This window comes from Mesorhizobium sp. HAY1-8B, assembly GCF_056868045.1.
Genome location: NZ_CP200321.1, coordinates 6,620,796 through 6,636,170, shown reverse-complemented (window position 1 = coordinate 6,636,170; position 15,375 = coordinate 6,620,796). Strand labels below are relative to the sequence as shown.

Sequence of the window (15,375 nt, the reverse complement as noted above, 5' to 3'; positions counted from 1 at the left end):
CCCATGCAAGCCAAACGCAACGGCGACATATCGTTCTGGTATGCGGATCTGGGCGGGATTCCCACGCCCCGGCCGCCCTTGCCCGGCGATGTCGAGGCCGATGTCGCGATCGTCGGCGCCGGCTATACAGGACTGTGGACAGCCTATTATCTGAAGAAGGCCAGGCCCTCGCTGCGCGTCGCGCTGATCGAGCGCGAGTTTGCCGGCTTCGGCGCTTCGGGCCGCAATGGCGGCTGGCTGTCGGGTGGCTTCTCCTGGTCGCGCGAAAAATATCTCAAGACCTCGACCCGGCAAGGGGTGAGCGCCATGCAGGCGGCCATGGCGGGCTGCGTCGACGAGGTGATCCGGGTGGCGAGCGCGGAAGGCATCGATGCCGATATCCGCCGCGTCGACAATCTGACGGTGGCCACCAATCCCGCGCAGCTCGAACGTGCGCGCGAGGAGTGCGAAACGATCCGCGCCTGGGACGTCGATCCGGACCGCGTCGAGATGCTGGATCAGGCAGGGACGCGGGCGCGCATCAATGTGCGCAATGTCATGGGCGGCTTCGTGGTCCATGGCCAGGCGCGGGTGCAGCCGGCCAAGCTGGTGCGCGGGCTTGCCGCCGCCGTCGAGCGCCTGGGCGTGCCGATCTACGAACAGACGACGGTGACGTCCATCGCCAAGGGCACCGTGACGACCGACCGCGGCACGGTGCGGGCGGAGACCGTCATCCGCGCGACGGAGGGTTTTACCGCAGGCATTCCCGGCGAGGAACGGACCTGGCTGGCGCTCAACAGCGCGCAGATCGTGACTGAGCCGCTGTCGGAGGCGCTTTGGCGCCAGATCGGCTGGGAAGGCCACGAGCTTCTCGGCAATGCCGCCCACGCCTATTGCTATGCCCAGCGCACGCGCGAGGGACGCATCACCATGGGCGGGCGCGGCGTGCCCTATCGCTACGGCTCGCGCACCGACGTCAACGGGCAGACGCAGCAGGCCACGATCGACCAGTTGCATCAGATCCTGACGACGCTGCTGCCGCAGACGGCCAACTGCCGCATCGAGCACGCCTGGTGCGGCGTGCTCGGCGTGCCGCGCGACTGGTGCACGACCGTCGGCCTCGATCCCGCGACCCGCATCGGCTGGGCCGGCGGCTATGTCGGGCTTGGCGTGTCCAGCTCCAATCTTTCTGGACGCACGCTTGCCGACCTGATCCTTGGTCAGGACACGGAGCTCACGAAGCTGCCTTGGGTCAACCGCAAGGTCAGGCCATGGGAGCCGGAGCCGTTCCGCTGGCTCGGCGTGCATTCGATGTACCAGCTTTATCGCATCGCTGACGGGCGCGAAGCCGCCGGGCTTGGGCATACGTCGAGACTGGCCGCTCTCGCCGACAGCATTACGGGTCACTGAAGCGGTTCAGCGTTCGCTGAACCGCTCCAGCAATTTGTCTTTACGCAATTCCGGACGGAAAACCGCTGGACACTTTTCCTGGAATTGCTTTGTTCATGGAGTTCAATTTGATCGATCTTTCGACCTTCCACGATCTCGCCAAGGCCGACATCGGCGCGTTCTCACCCAAGCCCACTTCCATCGAGGGAGATCAGGTCGAAGCCGCGCGCTCGCTCTTCCAGTCACCGGACGGCACCGTCGATATCGGTATCTGGGAGTGCACGCCCGGCCGCTTCACCGCCGACCGATCGGATTCGTCGGAGATTTGCCACATCATTTCCGGACGGGTGGAGGTGAGCCGCGCCGACGGCGAGGCGCGTGAGCTGGGACCAGGCGACCTTCTCGTGCTGCCGCGGGGATGGAAGGGCGAATGGCGGATCCGGGAGACCACGCGCAAGCTCTACATGATCCAGTCGGCGGGGTGATCGACGGACGTCAGCGCCGTACCGAAATCAGTGCTCGATCGGACCCTTGGCCATCACCAGCGCTGTGCCGGCGGTGGTCGGACGCTCGATGACACGCCGTACGCGCGGCGGCTCGTCGCCACTGTGCAGCGCCCGCAAGCGTTCGCCGACCATGGCGTCGGCATGGGTGATCCGGCCATTGTGACGCACATATTCGAGCCAGGTCGGCGTGTGATAGTGCTCGATCCATATTGTGGGATTTTCGAGATCGCGCGCCAGTGTCCAGTTGCGGGCACCGTCGCGGCGGCGGATGCGGCCACGTTCCGCCATGGTGGCGAGGAACTCCGCTTCGTCCTCATGGCGGATGATGTATTCGATCATGATGGCGATGGGACCGCTGCGCGGCTTCAGGTCCAGCGCCAGATGCGGTTCCTTGAAACGGTTGAGCGGGTCGAGGTTCAGCACCTGCTGCTGCGGCAGCGGTAGCACGAGGCCGATGGCGCCGCCGGCCAGCATGGCGATGGCGGCCGCGATCAGCGCCGTCTCGGCGCCATGCGCATCGGCCACGACGCCCCATATCCAGCTGCCCAGCGCGATGCCGCCGAAGGTCGCGGTCTGGTAGACCGACAGCACCCGGCCGACCACCCAGCGTGGCGTTGCCATCTGCACGGTGACGTTGAAGTGCGACAGCGCGATCACCCAGCAGGCGCCGCCGACCAGCAGGCCGAGCGACGTCTGCCAGGCGTGATGGCTGATCGCGGCATTGAAGGCGCAGACGGCGAAGCCGGCGAAGGCACAGCGCACCATCGTCTCGCTGGAGAGCATCTGCCGCAGCCGCACGCTGATCAGCGCGCCGCCGACGGCACCGATGCCGAACGAGCCAAGCATGATACCGTACGTCAAGGCGTCGCCCTTGACGACGTCGCGCGCGACGAGCGGCAAGAGCGCCAGGACGGCGCCGGCGCTGAAGCCGAAGGCGGCACCCCTGACCAGCACCTTGCCGATGTTGGGCGACATGGCGACATAACGCAGGCCGGCGCCCATGGCAGCACCCAGCGACTCGCGCGGCAAGGTCGACACGGGCACGTCAGGCTTCCAGCGCGCCATCACGACGATAAGGCCGATATAGCTGACAGCATTCGCCGCGAAGGCGGCCGCGGCGCCAGCGGCCGCGACAATGATGCCGCCGATCGCCGGGCCGACGCTGCGTGTGAGATTGAACCCCATGGAGTTCAGCGCAACGGCAGCGGGCACCTTGTTGCGGGGAACCATGTCGCCGACGGACGCTTGCCAGGATGGGCTGTTGAGCGCCGTACCGCTGTCGATCAGGAAGGTGAAGGCAAGCAGCGTCCAGGGCGTGATCAGGCCATACCAGGTGAACACCGTCAGGAGCACCGAGACGACGAGCATGAAGGTCTGCGCGACCAGCATCACCTTGCGGCGGTCGAAGCTGTCGGCGATAGCGCCGGCGACAAGCGCGAACAGCATGATCGGCAAGGTGGTCGAGGCCTGGACCAGGGCGACCTGATAGGGCGAGGTGGCGATCGTGGTCATCATCCAAGCGGCACCGACGCCCTGGATCAGACCACCGAAATTGGAAACGAGACTTGCGGACCAGACGGCGCGGAAAATGCCATGCCGGAAGGGCGCCAGCGCCGAAGCGCCTTCGCTATCCGGTTTCTCGTCAATCATGGATGGGTTCCTGCCACAGCGTGCTGATCCTTGCGGTGATCCGTTTCTCCGCATCGTTTGCCGAAACTATGGCATCGCGCCGCAAAGGGCGAATGCGATGCGAGGAAGATCATGGTCCAACAAGGGGATAGAGGAGGGCCACACCTCCGCATCGCGAGAAGCCAAGCCATCACTCGCGGCCCGACGCCGGCCATGGCGCACATGGTCCGCCGACCGGCCCGGGCTGGTCTGGGGTTTTGCGAGAGGTCACCGGGACGAATACCGCGCTATCGAGCCCCCCGGCGACTTGCCGGATGATGGACGTGGCCGACGGCCCGTGCATCCCTGCAGGTTGTGTCAGAACCCGTTCTGGATGCGCTCGAAGATGACGTTGGTGAAGGCCGATATCTGGCCACCGATGAACGGACCGGTGAGCGCCACCACCAGCATGATGGCGACGATCTTCGGCACGAAGGTCAAGGTGATTTCCTGGACCTGCGTCAGCGCCTGGATGAGGGCAATGCCGATGCCGACCGCCATGGCGACCAGCACCACCGGCGCGGAGGCGGTCAGCACCGTCCACACCGCGTACTGGACGATGTCGAGTGCGTCGGCCTCGTTCATGTGGGAGGTTGGCCTAGCTTGCCGGCTTGATCGACACGCCTGCGCCGACGGGGATCTGGGTGCCATCCTGCAGCACTGCGATCAGCCCGCTGCTGGCGAGCGTCACCGAAGATACGATGCCGGTGGTCTTGCCGTCGGCCGACGTGATCGAGCGGCCGATCAGCGCGTCGGCCTGCGACAGCGCCGAGGACTGCATGATCTGGTCGAGCTTGGTGTTGGTCTGCACCGATTGCTCGACCTGCGAGAAGGTGGCGAGCTGGGCGACGTACTGCGTCGAATCCATCGGCTTGGTCGGATCCTGGTTCTTCATCTCGGCGATCAGAAGCTTCAGGAAGGACTGGTAGTCGACCGCTGTCTTCGAGGTCGACGTGGTCGTCGAATTGGCGCCAACCGGTATTGTCGTCGTCATGTCCACGGTCATCAGTAGCGTGCTCCCACGGCCAGCGGGCGCGGTGCGCCCGGAACATCGTCATTGCCGCCAAGCGCGCGGCGTTCGAGAGGATAAAGCGAACGGATCGCCTTCAATGCCTCGTAGATATGATCCTCGCCGACCATGCGGTCGATCTGCTTCAGAGCGTTGCAGATATCAGCGTCCTCGAAACTCGCGATGAGCAGCGGCAGCGAGCGGCGGAACATCTCGCGCGCCTCGCCAGCACCAGCCGGGTTGATCAGCATGACCTGAACAATGAAATACAGCTGCCTGAGCGGCGTCGATGCCTGGTCGGCCTGGATCACATGGCTCTCGAGCAGGAACTGCACGTCGTTCATCAGTTCAACGGTGACCTTGCGGTCGACGCGGATGACAGCGCCGTTGATGTAGATCTTCTCGTTGGGCTTCAGCGATATCTTCAGCGTGTTGGTCATTGAATGCCGTCGCGGATGATCTGGGACACTTCGATCAGCCCTTCGAAATTGTTGGTGCGGCCCTGGCGAATGTCCTCCGCCTCGCGCAGCAGCCAAAGGCCGATGGAAATCAGGTTGGCGCGCAATTCCTTGGGAAGCGCATTGTCGCTGGAGCCGAGATCCTCGACGAAGGTGGTCCAGACGCGGTTGGTGAAATGCAGTGCCTCCACCGCCTCCATCGAGTCCTGGCCGGCCACCGCCGCCGCCGCCAGCATGTCGATCGAGCGGGTCAGGAGTTCGCGCTCACGGTCCTTGGCGTCCGAGACGGAGGTGCTTTGGACGTCGGCATAGGAAAATTGGTACATCGTTGGCTCTACCGTTCCGCTGGGAGTTGTCAGGTCAGGTAATTCAACAGGCTGAGCTGCTGCAGGCGCGCCGTCAGAGCGAAGGACGTCTCGATATGCTGCGTCAGATCGGCGACGCGGGTCGCGGCTTCGGCCGGGTCGACGGCCTCGAGATCGAGGATGTGCCGTTCGAACAAGTCGACCTGCGTCTTCATGCGGTCGCTGGCATCGGAGACACGCTTCTGCACGATGCCGGTTTCGGACTGGACCTGGGCGATGCCGCTCAGGGCCTCGCCGACCAGTGTCTGCGAGTGGCTGACGATGCTGTCCTTCGCCGCCTGGCTGATGTTGGTCGACATCAGGCTGGAGACAATGGCGGCGGCCATTGCGAGCTTCTTGATGCCGTCGCTGTTGGCGCTGGTCGAGGTGGCGGTGGTTTCGTTGAGGGCGATGCGGCTGACGATCTGCTGGTCGGTGGCGTTCGACATGTTGGTCTGCCAGCCCGCGCCGAGGAATTGCGGCGTAACATCGTTGGTGATGAAGTCGTCCATCTGGGCGGTGGTGATATTGGCGGCGGCCGGATCATCGGGCGTAAAGCCGAATTTGGCGACGAAGGAGGCATCGAAGGCGGCCTTGGCCGTTGAGCCGGCGGCGGTGAAATCGTTGATCGGCTTGACGTCGGTGTTGGTGCCGGCGAACAGATACTCGCCGTTGACGCTGGTGTTGAGGATCGAGGCAAGCTGCTGGATCGTCGTCTGCCCGGTCGATTGGGTCAGGCTGTCGGAGTTGTCGCCCGAAGACGCGGTGGTCAGGCTGGACAGAAAGGTCTGCGCCACGCCGGAGAGCTGGCCGAGCGCGGTCTGGGTCGACGCAAGCCGGGCTGTGACGAGGCCGTTGGAATCGACGATCACGTTCAGCCGGTCGAGGTCGCGCGAAAAGGTGACGGACTGGGCGGTGCGTCCGCCCAGTGCCAGGCCGACATCGGCGACCTTGCCGGTCGATGATTCCTTCGTTGCTTTGACGAGGTCGGCCTGCATGCGCATCTGTTGATAGCGCATGGCATTGGAGAGGGCGGCCGAGGAAACTGAGGTCATGGATTATCCCACCGCGTTCAACAGGGCCGTCATCATGTCGTCGACGGTCTTCATCATCCGGGCTGATGCCTGATAGGTGTGTTCGAGATCGAGCAGCAGCGACATCTCCTGGTCGACATTGACGCCGGTCGCATTGGACAGCGCCTCGGAGCTGCGCTGTGCCAGCGCCTCCTTCGCGTCGGCGGCGGTCGAAGCCTGCTGGCGCATGCCCTGGAGCCAGCCGATCGAATTGGCCGCGTAGTCGGAAACGCTGGAGGTCGCCGAAATGCCGGCGGCGGGATCGAACGTCATCGGCTGGTCGAGCCGATCGCCATAGGCAACCAGAAGGCTGGAATAGGAAGCGCCGCCGCTGGTGTTGGAGACGTAGGCAGCGCCGTTGGCGCCGCCGTCGCGCAGCAAGGTCGGATTGCCGCCGGTGCTCGGATCCATCGCTGTATTGATGCTGATCGTGGAAGCCAGGCCATTGACCAGAGTGCCTGCGGCCGGCACCGCCGGCGCGCCGGACCAGGTGAACAGGCCAGCGGCATTGGGCATCGAGGTCGCGGTCTCGGCAAAGGCCGTGATCAGGCCGCGCGCGGTCTCGTCGAGCTGGCTCTGCATGGTCGAGGCGACGCCGTCGCGCAGTTGCAGCAGGCCGGCAAGCTTGCCGCTGGCGCTGGTGTTGCCGCCGGCTCCCGCGGAGACCGGCACGTTGTCGATGTAGACGGTGTTGCCGGCGGCTCCGGCGGCATAGCCGGCCGATGGCGTGAAGCTCACCGTGCGCGGTATGGTCTCGAACAGCGTGGTGCCATCGCCCGTCGTGATGACCATGTCGTTGTCGCCGCGCGTGAAGGTCGATACCGGAACATAGTCCGCGATCTTTTTCAGCAGCGCGTCGCGCTGGTCGAGCGCGTCGGAAACATCGGTGCCGGAACGGGTCCCGGAAATAACCGCCTGGTTGGCGTCCTGGAACTGGCTGAGCAGCGAATTGAGGTCCTTGACCGCCGTGTCGATCTGGCTGTCGGTCTGGGTGCGGAAATCCTGAATGGCCTGGGAGCCTTCATTCAGGGAGCGCACGACCTGCTTGGCCGCGTCGATGACGCTGGAGCCGAGATTCTGGTTGGACGGCGAGGTGGCGTAGAGTTGCAGCGCCTGCTGCAGATTGGCGATGGCGGTCGAGGGCGAGGAGGCGTTGTCGACGCCGTTGACCGAAACGTCCAGCTGATCCATGCCGCTGTAGAGCGCGTTCTGGCCGCTATACGCCGACAAGGCGCTGAGATTTTGCCGGAAGAGCAGGTCGTTGGTTACGCGCTGGATATCAACCGAACGCGCGCCGGGCGCCGTGCTGGTGACGACGGCGATGCGGCGCGTATAGTCCGGATTGGAGGCGTCTGCGACGTTGCGCGAGACAACGCTGGTCTGCCGCGCGGTGTTCATAAGCGCCGATTGGGCGATGCTCAATGCGGAAGATAACGACATGCTGGTCTTTCACGGGCCACGCCCGGTTTATCTCTTCAGGTTGACAAGGACGTCCATCAGGTCGGAACCGGTCTGGAAGACTTTCGAATTGGCGGTGTAACTGCGCTGCGCCGCGATCATGTCGGTCAGCTCTTCGGCGATGTCGACGTTGGAATTCTCGAGCGCGCCGGAGATGATCGAGCCCAGCTTGCCTTCATTGGCAAAGCCGACGCGGACCGCGCCGGATTCGGTGCCCTGCGCGTAGACGTTGCCTGGGAGTGCCTTGAGCTGGTCGGGGCTCTGCACATCGGCCAGCGGAATCTTGTAGAGCGCCTTGGTGGAGCCATCCTTGTACTGGGCGTAGATGGTGCCGTCCTTGCCGATCTGGACCTTGTCGATGGTGCTCGGCGCGTTGCCGTTGACCTGCGCGTCGGAAACCGTGAAGCCGGTGCCGAGCTGGGTCATCGCCGACAGGTCGAGATTGAGGCTGGCGCCGCCCGGTACGGTAAAGGTAACGCCTGTAGTGGCGCCGGTGAGCTTGCCGGTCGTGGTGTCGAAGGTCAGGTTGGCTGTACCGAGCGCGCCGCCGGTGTAGGGGAACGATGTTCCCGGCGTCGCCTTGGACTGGTCGAAAACCGCCACCTGCCAGGTGCCGGCACCGGTGTTGGTGAAATAGACGTCGAGCAGCTTCTTGTTGCCGAGATTGTCGTAGGCGACCATCGAGGATTTCGAAGTGTACTGCGCCCCCGCCGAGTTGGTGGAGGGCAGGTTGGCGGCGGCGACCGGGGTCGCGCCGGCCGACAGGTTGCCGGTGTAGCTGCCCTCGGTGCTCGGCGTTGCGGTCATTCCCTGGTCGGAGATGACAACCGGGACCAGTCCTTCGAAGCCGTTCACCGTCGCCGCCGGCACGCCGTTTTCGTAGCTGTAAGCCATAAGCTGGAAGCCGGCCGCGTTGACCAGCCTGCCCTGTGCATCGGGAACGAAAGCGCCGGCGCGGGTCAGGAAAGGCGTGCCGCTCGGGTCCTGGACGACAAAGAAGCCATCGCCGCTGACGGCAAGGTCGGAAACCGATGTGGTGTATTGAAGTACGCCCGGGTCGCTGACCGACTGCCGGATCGTCGTGGTGACGCCGCCGGAATTATAGGCGCCTCCCGTAGATGGCATGATCAGCGTCGAAAATTCGGTGGAGGATCGCTTGTAGCCGTTGGTGTCGGAGTTGGCGATGTTGTCGGCTGTCGTCGACAGGCGGTTTGCCTGGGCGTTCATGCCGGAAACGCCGGTCCGCATCATTCCGTAGAGGCTCATCGAGATGTCTCCGCAATATCCATGCCACTGGCAGCGAGGCTACGCGCCCTGTCTTGCGCGAGGCTGGCGCGGCGCGGCATCAGAACACGAGCCGGTAGCCGAGGAAGCGTTTGGAATCGATCGGGTCGGTGCCCAGCTTCTCGCGTAGCTTCTTGCGCAATTTGCTGATGTGGCTTTCGACAACGTTCTCCTCGACCTCTTCGTCGAAGATGCCGTAGATGGCGTTGAAGACCTGGGTCTTGGTGACGCGGCGGCCGCGGTTGCTCGCCAGATATTCGAGGATGCGGCGTTCGCGGCGCGGCAAGGGCAGCGGCTGGCCGTCGATCTCGGGATCGCGGCCGTCCATGAAGATGCGCATGGCGCCGATCTCGGTGTAGGCGACATCCTCATGGGCGCGACGGCGGATGGCGGTGATACGGGCCAGGATCTCTCTGATATGGACGGGCTTGCGGATGACGTCGTCGACGCCGCTCTCGAACAACCGCAGCGTGTTCTCCAGCGAATGCTGCTCGCTGAGCGCAATGACAGGAGCGCCGGTGCGGTCGCGGATCTGGCGCGGCGAGATGGCGCCTTCGCGGCAGTCGCCGATCAGGAAAGCCCGCACCGAACGCAGGTCGGTGTCGGCGGCCGAGTTCACCCACTCGCCGAATTCGCCGGGCGCGAAGCCCGCGCAGGCGACGCCCTCGCGATCAAAAAGTGAATTGTATCCCTCAGTCACGAGCTCTCGCTCGTCAACGATCACGATCATCGGCCCCGCCTTCCGAATCAGCACATCTGCCCCGTGGGGAATGGCGTAACCGCTGGTGGGAATCGTGAACAACCGTCATTTCTTGTAACTAGTTTCTTGGGAGTTTGGAATCGCACCGGTTGCATTAGCGTGCAGCAGATATGCTTGCGGCGGGAAGTTCTGGGCAAGTCAAAACGGCAATCCCAAAGCAGCGGAATCGGTACATTAGAAGCAGAAAATGCGCTCACTGGTTGCAGAAGGCGCGGGCGTTGGTTGTCCATCTGCCAAAGCCGGTGGCAACCATGTTGGCGATCACTCGGCAGACATAGACCTTCTGCGCCGGGTCGTTGTCCGGGCCGGCATGATAACGGGCGACGGCCATCGACCAGGTTTCGTGGCGGGCATGGAGACTGGCCAGGAAACGCGCCGCGTAATCGACGTTCTGGCGCGGGTCCAGCATGTCCTCGACGCTGCGGAAATGCGAGGCGTGGTAGTGGTGGTTGATCTGCATGCAGCCGAGATCGATCAGCGTCTTGCCCTCGCGCTGCGCGTTGACGAAGGTGGCAAGCGCTTCGGTCCGGCTCTTTGGGAAGACCGCTTTTCCTTCTATATTCAATGCGTTAGGCTGAAGGCTGCCTTTCTTGCCCGTCTCGGTCAGGCCGACGGCATAAAGGATGCCGGCGGGCACGCCGTAGCGGTCGGCGGCGCGCAGAATCTCGGGCTCGCAGGGATTGGTGGCGGCGAGGGCGGCGTTCGCGAGGCTAGATAAATATATCGCCGCCAGCGCGCTCGCGAGATGGCGAAGCGGCGCGGCCGTAATCCTGCGCGTCATCATGGTTACCCCTTGCGGACTGCTGGCCCGGTTGCTGGCCGCCGGCTCCATTGTTGCCACCGCCAGAGTTTCCGGGCTGGAAGGAGGACTGGTCGCGGCCAGGCGCGGCGGCAGGCGAGGCGGTTGCATCCGCCCGGGTTGTAGCCGGAACGGCCACTGACGGTTGCATGATGGTGACCTTGTCAACCTCGAAGCCCAGCCCGCGCAGCGACTTGACGATCGCCTCGCTGTCGCTGGAAAGCCGGCGGTAGGCATCGTGCGTTTCGGGCTTCAGTTCAATCGAGAGTTGTTCTCCGGAGAGGCGAAGATGGGCAGTGACCATGCCCAGTTCGGCCGGGTGAAGTTCGATCTTCAACACATGTGTCGGAACAGCAACAGAGCCGGCCACCTGGGTGGCCGCGGAGGTCGTCGAAAACGCCTGCCGCGGGCCACCATCGGCCGCTACGGCGTTGATTATGCTGAGCGCTGCCTGGCTCATGGAAGCCTGAGGCGGGGCAGGGAAGCTGCGCTCGGAGACCACGTCGATGCGCGCCGATGCCGGGAGCTGTTTTCCTGACTCCAGCCGCAACGAGGACTGGACGTCGGCGATGGATTTCATCTGCGGTGCCGGCGGCTTCGACCCGGCGCCAGGCACCTCGGCGACCGTCGTCTCGGGTAGCGGGCCAGCGGCGATTGCATTGTCGTGCCGCGATATGCCAGCTCCGGCGTCGCGGACGGACTGGCCGTCGAGCTTTGTCAGCGGCCCGTCGACGAGCGACGCCCGCTCTGGCTTCGACATCGGTTCGGGGTCGTCATGCCCGGCGGAAGTTGCCCGATAGGCTTTGGGCAGAATCTGTCCTTCGAGTGCCGATTCCGGTCCGGCTTGGCCCGCGTCGGCCGACTTGGCCGATGTCGAGAAATGGCGCAGGTCATGAAACGCCATCAGCAAAAGCAGATGGTCGTCGAGCGGTGTTGCGCCGGCGTCGGTCGTCTGTATTTCGGTGTCGGCGTCCTTGTCCGCCTCGACTTCCTTGCCGTCTTTCGTGGATTTCGCGGCCGTAAATCCGGTCGGTGCGGTCCTCGCCTTGCCGGCCGGCATCGGTTCGTCCTCGCCGGTTTGCGCCGCAAGGCCGGCGGCAAGTTTGCTCCAGCGTGGATCGCGTGCCCCGGTCTCGGTCGTCGGCTGCTTTTCCGCATGACTTGCACCGCGATGCACCATCCTGCCGAAACCGGCATCATCCTTCTTTCCGGGCACGGCCGGCTGCTCCGCCGGGCGCGTCGCGGTAAATCCTGGTAGGGCCGGGCCGAGGCTGGGGGTCATTTCGGGGCGGCTCCAAGCATCTGATCGATAAGGTCGAGCTGTCGACGGGTCTTCATCATGGCGGCGTCGGTCGGGTCGGTCGTGTCGGGACCGGCAGTATTTGCCGGCGCCGATGCCGGCAGGATCGTCGCCGAGTCGGCCGGAGGCATTGGCGCACTCGGTGCGGCCGCTGCCGTGCCGCCGGATGGCGCAACGGCAGGCTGTTCGGAGACCGCACCCTCGACGGGCGGCAATCCGGCCTCGTCGGCGGCCTGCGTGGCGGTGACCTCGGTTTCGGTTCGCGGTGCAACGCTTGCCGGTGCCGCACTTGCGGCTGGAGGGGAAGCAGGCGGCGCCACCACCTCACCGGCGATGGCCTGGGCGGCGTCGAGCAGGGCACGGTCACCGTCCGACAGCCTGCTGCGGTCGATCTTGCCAAGCTTGGTGCGCACGTCCTCGATCGTGTCCGACGTCACCGTGGACAGGCTGGAGTAAAGCTGGGCGCGCGGATCGCCCTGATTGGTGTTGCCGTCGCGGCCCTGTTCGGCCCGCGCCGAGGCGAAGGCCGACAATTCACTGAGGCCGTCGATCGCGGCACGGCGGGCAATGCGCAGATAAATGACCTTCTCGCGCTCGGCATCCATCATCGAGGTGATATCGGCCAATTTGTCCTGGCTGATCGACATGTGCAGCGCGATGACGCCGGAAACGAAGGAATCGGCGAACTGGCTGGCATAGGGCGAATGGAGATAGCGCTCGACATACTGCGTGGAGGCAAGCGCGAACCGCGCGGCATCGCGTTGCACCACGGCGATGCCGACCGAGCGCCGCAAGGCGGCTTCCTCGACAAGGGTGCCGGGGCTGAGCAGCTTGGCCTCATCGAGCAGCGTGAGCGCCGCCGCCGGGTCGTCCGTCGCCATCAGCGATCCCTTGACCAGCGCAAGAAAGGCCCCGAGGTCGCTTGGCAATGTCATGGGATCGATTGGCTTCAGGACGTCAATAGCGCCGGCGGGCCGGCCAACCAGATAGTTGATGACGCCCTTGGCAATCGAAAGATACTGGGCATCCACCGGGGTGGCGCGGGAGACCGCCGCCTCGACGGTAGATGGATTGCCGCCGCTCATGCCGTAGACCAGCAGCGCGCGAAAATTCCTGGGATCCTTGAAGTCCTCGGCGTCCGCTTGGCGCAGGCGCGCGTCGGTCATCTCAAGCAGCTTGGCCTGCATCGGCATCGCGGCGTGATCGCCGGCGGCGATGCGATCCTGGATAAGCTGCAGCGAGCGCACCAGCTGGTAAGGCTGCAGCGTGTCCTGGGCAAGGCCGGCCGACGGATACCCGGCGGCCAGCAGCAACAGGCCCATCAGCCGGCTGGTGACGGCCGCGCGCTTCATCCGCCGGTCGCCATCAGGATCTCGATGCGGCGGTTGACCGCCGACATGGGGTCGGCGGGATCCTTCGGCTGGCGGTCGGCGAAGCCCGCAACCTCGGTGATCCGGCGTTCGTCCACGCCGCCGCGCACGAGCATGTAGTAGGCCGAATGCGCGCGCGCCGTCGATAGCCGCCAATTGTCATAGCTGGCGCTGCGGAAGGGGCGCGCATCGGTGTGGCCGTTGATGCTGATGGTGCCCTTCTGGCCGTTGACGATGCGACCGATCTTTTCCATCGCCAGCACCAGTTCACGGCTCGGTACAGCCGATCCGACTTCGAACATGCCGAAGTCGAGCTGATCGGTGATCGAGATGACGACGCCCTTGTCGGTGGCCTCGACCGAGACGCCATCATGAAGCTTGTCGCCGGGCTTGAAAGCATCAGCCAGCTGCTGCTTGACGTCGGCGGCCGCCTTCAGCGCGGCGGCGGTGGGCGCCTTTTCCGCAGTCTCGGGTTTTGCAGCCTCTTGCTTCTCGACGGTTGCATCCGGCTGGGGCGCATTCGCCGCCTTGGTGTCCGTGACCTTGCCATTCGCTGCCTTGGCATCGCTGGCTCTGGTTTCGCCGGCCTTGGCCATAGCCGCGGCAACCTCCTTGCCATCCTTCGCCAGGGGCTCGAGCGGAGCGTCCTCGACCGGCGGTGCGGGCGGCTCGGCCCTGACCTTGGCAACCTGCGTCTCGGCAGCCTTGTCTCCCGGCTTGAGAGGATCGCCCTCGATCTTGGCGCGCTGGGCACTCGCCTCGGCGGCGGGCGTGGCCACCTGCTGCGACCAGAAATCGGGTTCGAAGGGATCGCGGTAGGATGCGCCGCCCGAGGCGCCTATCGCGGGACCGGCGCTCTGTGCACCGCCATCACCCTTCTGGCTGACATTCTGCATGACGCCGGTGTCGGTGGCGATTTCCGAGAGCACCGCGTAAGGGTCGGCGAAGAGATGATCGTCGGATTGCTGCGGCTGCTGTGGATCCTGCTTGTCCTGCTTGCGGTCGGATGAGCCCGCATCACCATTGCCGCCTTGACCTGCCTTGGCAGTCGCCGGTTGCGGGTTTTGGGTCGTCGCGCCGATCGCGCTCGGCCCGTCGCCAAGGTCTTCCAGGCCCTTGCGGCTTGAATTGCGGTCGACCAGCTTTACCGGGTTGAAGTAGCTGGCGACGGCCGCCTTGGTCTGTTCGTTGGCGGCGTTGATCAGCCACATGACCAGGAAGAAGCACATCATGGCGGTCATGAAGTCGGCGAAGGCGATCTTCCAGACGCCACCATGGTGGCCTTCGTCGTGATCACCATGAGCCCGCCGCACGATGATGATCTCGTGCCTGCCGTGATCGGCCTCGGCGACGCTCATGACAAGACCTCGGAAAGGGTTGCCGACCATTCGGCCATACGTGTCTCGAACACGGCCTCGTCAATGGTCACGGTCAGGTCGAAGCCGGGCGCCTCGATGAAGTCGAGATTCGCGGCGCGGGGTCCAAGCGATGCCTTCAGCGTCTCAAACAGCGACAGCGGCCCGCGCACCGCGATGCGCACCGCTTCGCCATCGCCGACCGCTTCACGAACCGTGCCGGCAAGCGCTTCAAGCGAGCGCTTCTGCAGGTCGTCGCTGACGACACCGCCGATGATGCGGGCGACCGTGGCGGCGACAAGATCCGTCACGCGTGCCTCCATGGCGTCGATGCGTGTCGAAACGGCGTTGCCGACGTCACCGCCCAAGCTCTCGAGAAAGATCCGTGCTTCCTCGGCATTGGCCTGGCGCTCCGTTTCCAGTGCCGCGTCATGGGCAGCGACAAGCCGTTCCGCCAGCGCCGCCTCCGCCTGGGCGACCGCCTCGGCGATCAGCGTGCCGATATCGGCCAGCGGTGCGGATGCTTCCGGCTTGTGTTCGGACGTGGCCTGGGGCTGGCTGACGCGCGGCGCGCGCGTGCCGAAATCAGGGAGAAGATCGAAAAGGGCTGCGGAGGCCATGGG

At 64.8% G+C, this 15,375-nt stretch carries 16 protein-coding genes; 2 read left to right on the top strand and 14 right to left on the bottom strand.

All coding sequences use genetic code 11. From position 1 onward, the window contains the following. Positions 1-3 precede the first annotated feature (3 nt). Positions 4-1,389 (top strand): NAD(P)/FAD-dependent oxidoreductase, encoded by a 1,386-nt coding sequence (locus AC1VON_RS31905; protein WP_483126053.1) that lies wholly within the window; start codon positions 4-6, stop codon positions 1,387-1,389. Positions 1,390-1,484: 95 nt separating this feature from the next. Then, entirely contained in the window at positions 1,485-1,853 is a 369-nt protein-coding gene (locus AC1VON_RS31900) for a cupin domain-containing protein (protein ID WP_483126052.1), read from the top strand. Positions 1,854-1,880: 27 nt separating this feature from the next. Here the strand turns inward: AC1VON_RS31900 and AC1VON_RS31895 are convergent, their stop codons facing one another. From AC1VON_RS31895 to AC1VON_RS31830, 14 genes are all read right to left on the bottom strand, one after another. Next, positions 1,881-3,524 carry an MFS transporter gene (locus tag AC1VON_RS31895; protein ID WP_483126051.1) on the bottom strand — a complete coding sequence of 548 codons (1,644 nt, stop codon included), beginning with the start codon at positions 3,522-3,524 and terminating at the stop codon, positions 1,881-1,883. Between the two features lie 336 nt (positions 3,525-3,860). Continuing rightward, positions 3,861-4,127: a flagellar biosynthesis protein FliQ gene (gene fliQ, locus AC1VON_RS31890; RefSeq protein ID WP_013893193.1), complete on the bottom strand. Its 267-nt coding sequence runs from the start codon at positions 4,125-4,127 to the stop codon at positions 3,861-3,863. 13 nt (positions 4,128-4,140) lie between these two features. Next, the gene (flgD, locus tag AC1VON_RS31885; RefSeq protein WP_172352860.1) at positions 4,141-4,536 is read right to left on the bottom strand and encodes a flagellar hook assembly protein FlgD; all 396 of its coding nucleotides are present in this window, start codon (positions 4,534-4,536) and stop codon (positions 4,141-4,143) included. Between the two features lie 11 nt (positions 4,537-4,547). Beyond that, positions 4,548-4,991: a flagellar biosynthesis repressor FlbT gene (flbT, locus tag AC1VON_RS31880; RefSeq protein ID WP_172348753.1), complete on the bottom strand. Its 444-nt coding sequence runs from the start codon at positions 4,989-4,991 to the stop codon at positions 4,548-4,550. After that, positions 4,988-5,335, bottom strand: coding sequence for a flagellar biosynthesis regulator FlaF (gene flaF, locus AC1VON_RS31875; protein ID WP_140771748.1), 348 nt, complete (start codon positions 5,333-5,335; stop codon positions 4,988-4,990). The genes flbT and flaF overlap by 4 nt, the downstream gene beginning before the upstream one ends. A 29-nt stretch (positions 5,336-5,364) precedes the next feature. Continuing rightward, positions 5,365-6,408 (bottom strand): flagellar hook-associated family protein, encoded by a 1,044-nt coding sequence (locus tag AC1VON_RS31870; protein ID WP_172348754.1) that lies wholly within the window; start codon positions 6,406-6,408, stop codon positions 5,365-5,367. A 3-nt stretch (positions 6,409-6,411) separates the two neighbouring features. After that, positions 6,412-7,866 carry a flagellar hook-associated protein FlgK gene (gene flgK / locus AC1VON_RS31865; RefSeq protein WP_172348755.1) on the bottom strand — a complete coding sequence of 485 codons (1,455 nt, stop codon included), beginning with the start codon at positions 7,864-7,866 and terminating at the stop codon, positions 6,412-6,414. 27 nt (positions 7,867-7,893) lie between these two features. Beyond that, complete coding sequence (locus AC1VON_RS31860; RefSeq protein WP_172348756.1) at positions 7,894-9,150, bottom strand: flagellar hook protein FlgE; 1,257 nt, start codon at positions 9,148-9,150, stop codon at positions 7,894-7,896. Between the two features lie 79 nt (positions 9,151-9,229). Further along, positions 9,230-9,898 carry a response regulator transcription factor gene (locus AC1VON_RS31855; protein WP_019860967.1) on the bottom strand — a complete coding sequence of 223 codons (669 nt, stop codon included), beginning with the start codon at positions 9,896-9,898 and terminating at the stop codon, positions 9,230-9,232. Between the two features lie 223 nt (positions 9,899-10,121). Continuing rightward, positions 10,122-10,709, bottom strand: a complete 588-nt coding sequence (locus AC1VON_RS31850) for a transglycosylase SLT domain-containing protein (protein ID WP_483126408.1) — start codon at positions 10,707-10,709, stop codon at positions 10,122-10,124. Continuing rightward, on the bottom strand, positions 10,639-12,009 hold the full coding sequence (fliK, locus tag AC1VON_RS31845) for a flagellar hook-length control protein FliK (protein WP_483126050.1): 1,371 nt from the start codon (positions 12,007-12,009) through the stop codon (positions 10,639-10,641). Before fliK ends, AC1VON_RS31850 begins: the two co-directional genes overlap by 71 nt. After that, positions 12,006-13,379: a chemotaxis protein MotC gene (locus AC1VON_RS31840; protein WP_483126049.1), complete on the bottom strand. Its 1,374-nt coding sequence runs from the start codon at positions 13,377-13,379 to the stop codon at positions 12,006-12,008. Before AC1VON_RS31840 ends, fliK begins: the two co-directional genes overlap by 4 nt. After that, a complete protein-coding gene (locus tag AC1VON_RS31835) occupies positions 13,376-14,755 on the bottom strand; it encodes a MotB family protein (RefSeq protein ID WP_483126048.1) in 1,380 nt (459 codons plus the stop codon). Before AC1VON_RS31835 ends, AC1VON_RS31840 begins: the two co-directional genes overlap by 4 nt. After that, positions 14,752-15,372, bottom strand: a complete 621-nt coding sequence (locus AC1VON_RS31830; protein ID WP_483126047.1) for a hypothetical protein — start codon at positions 15,370-15,372, stop codon at positions 14,752-14,754. The genes AC1VON_RS31835 and AC1VON_RS31830 overlap by 4 nt, the downstream gene beginning before the upstream one ends. Between the last annotated feature and the right edge of the window lie 3 nt (positions 15,373-15,375).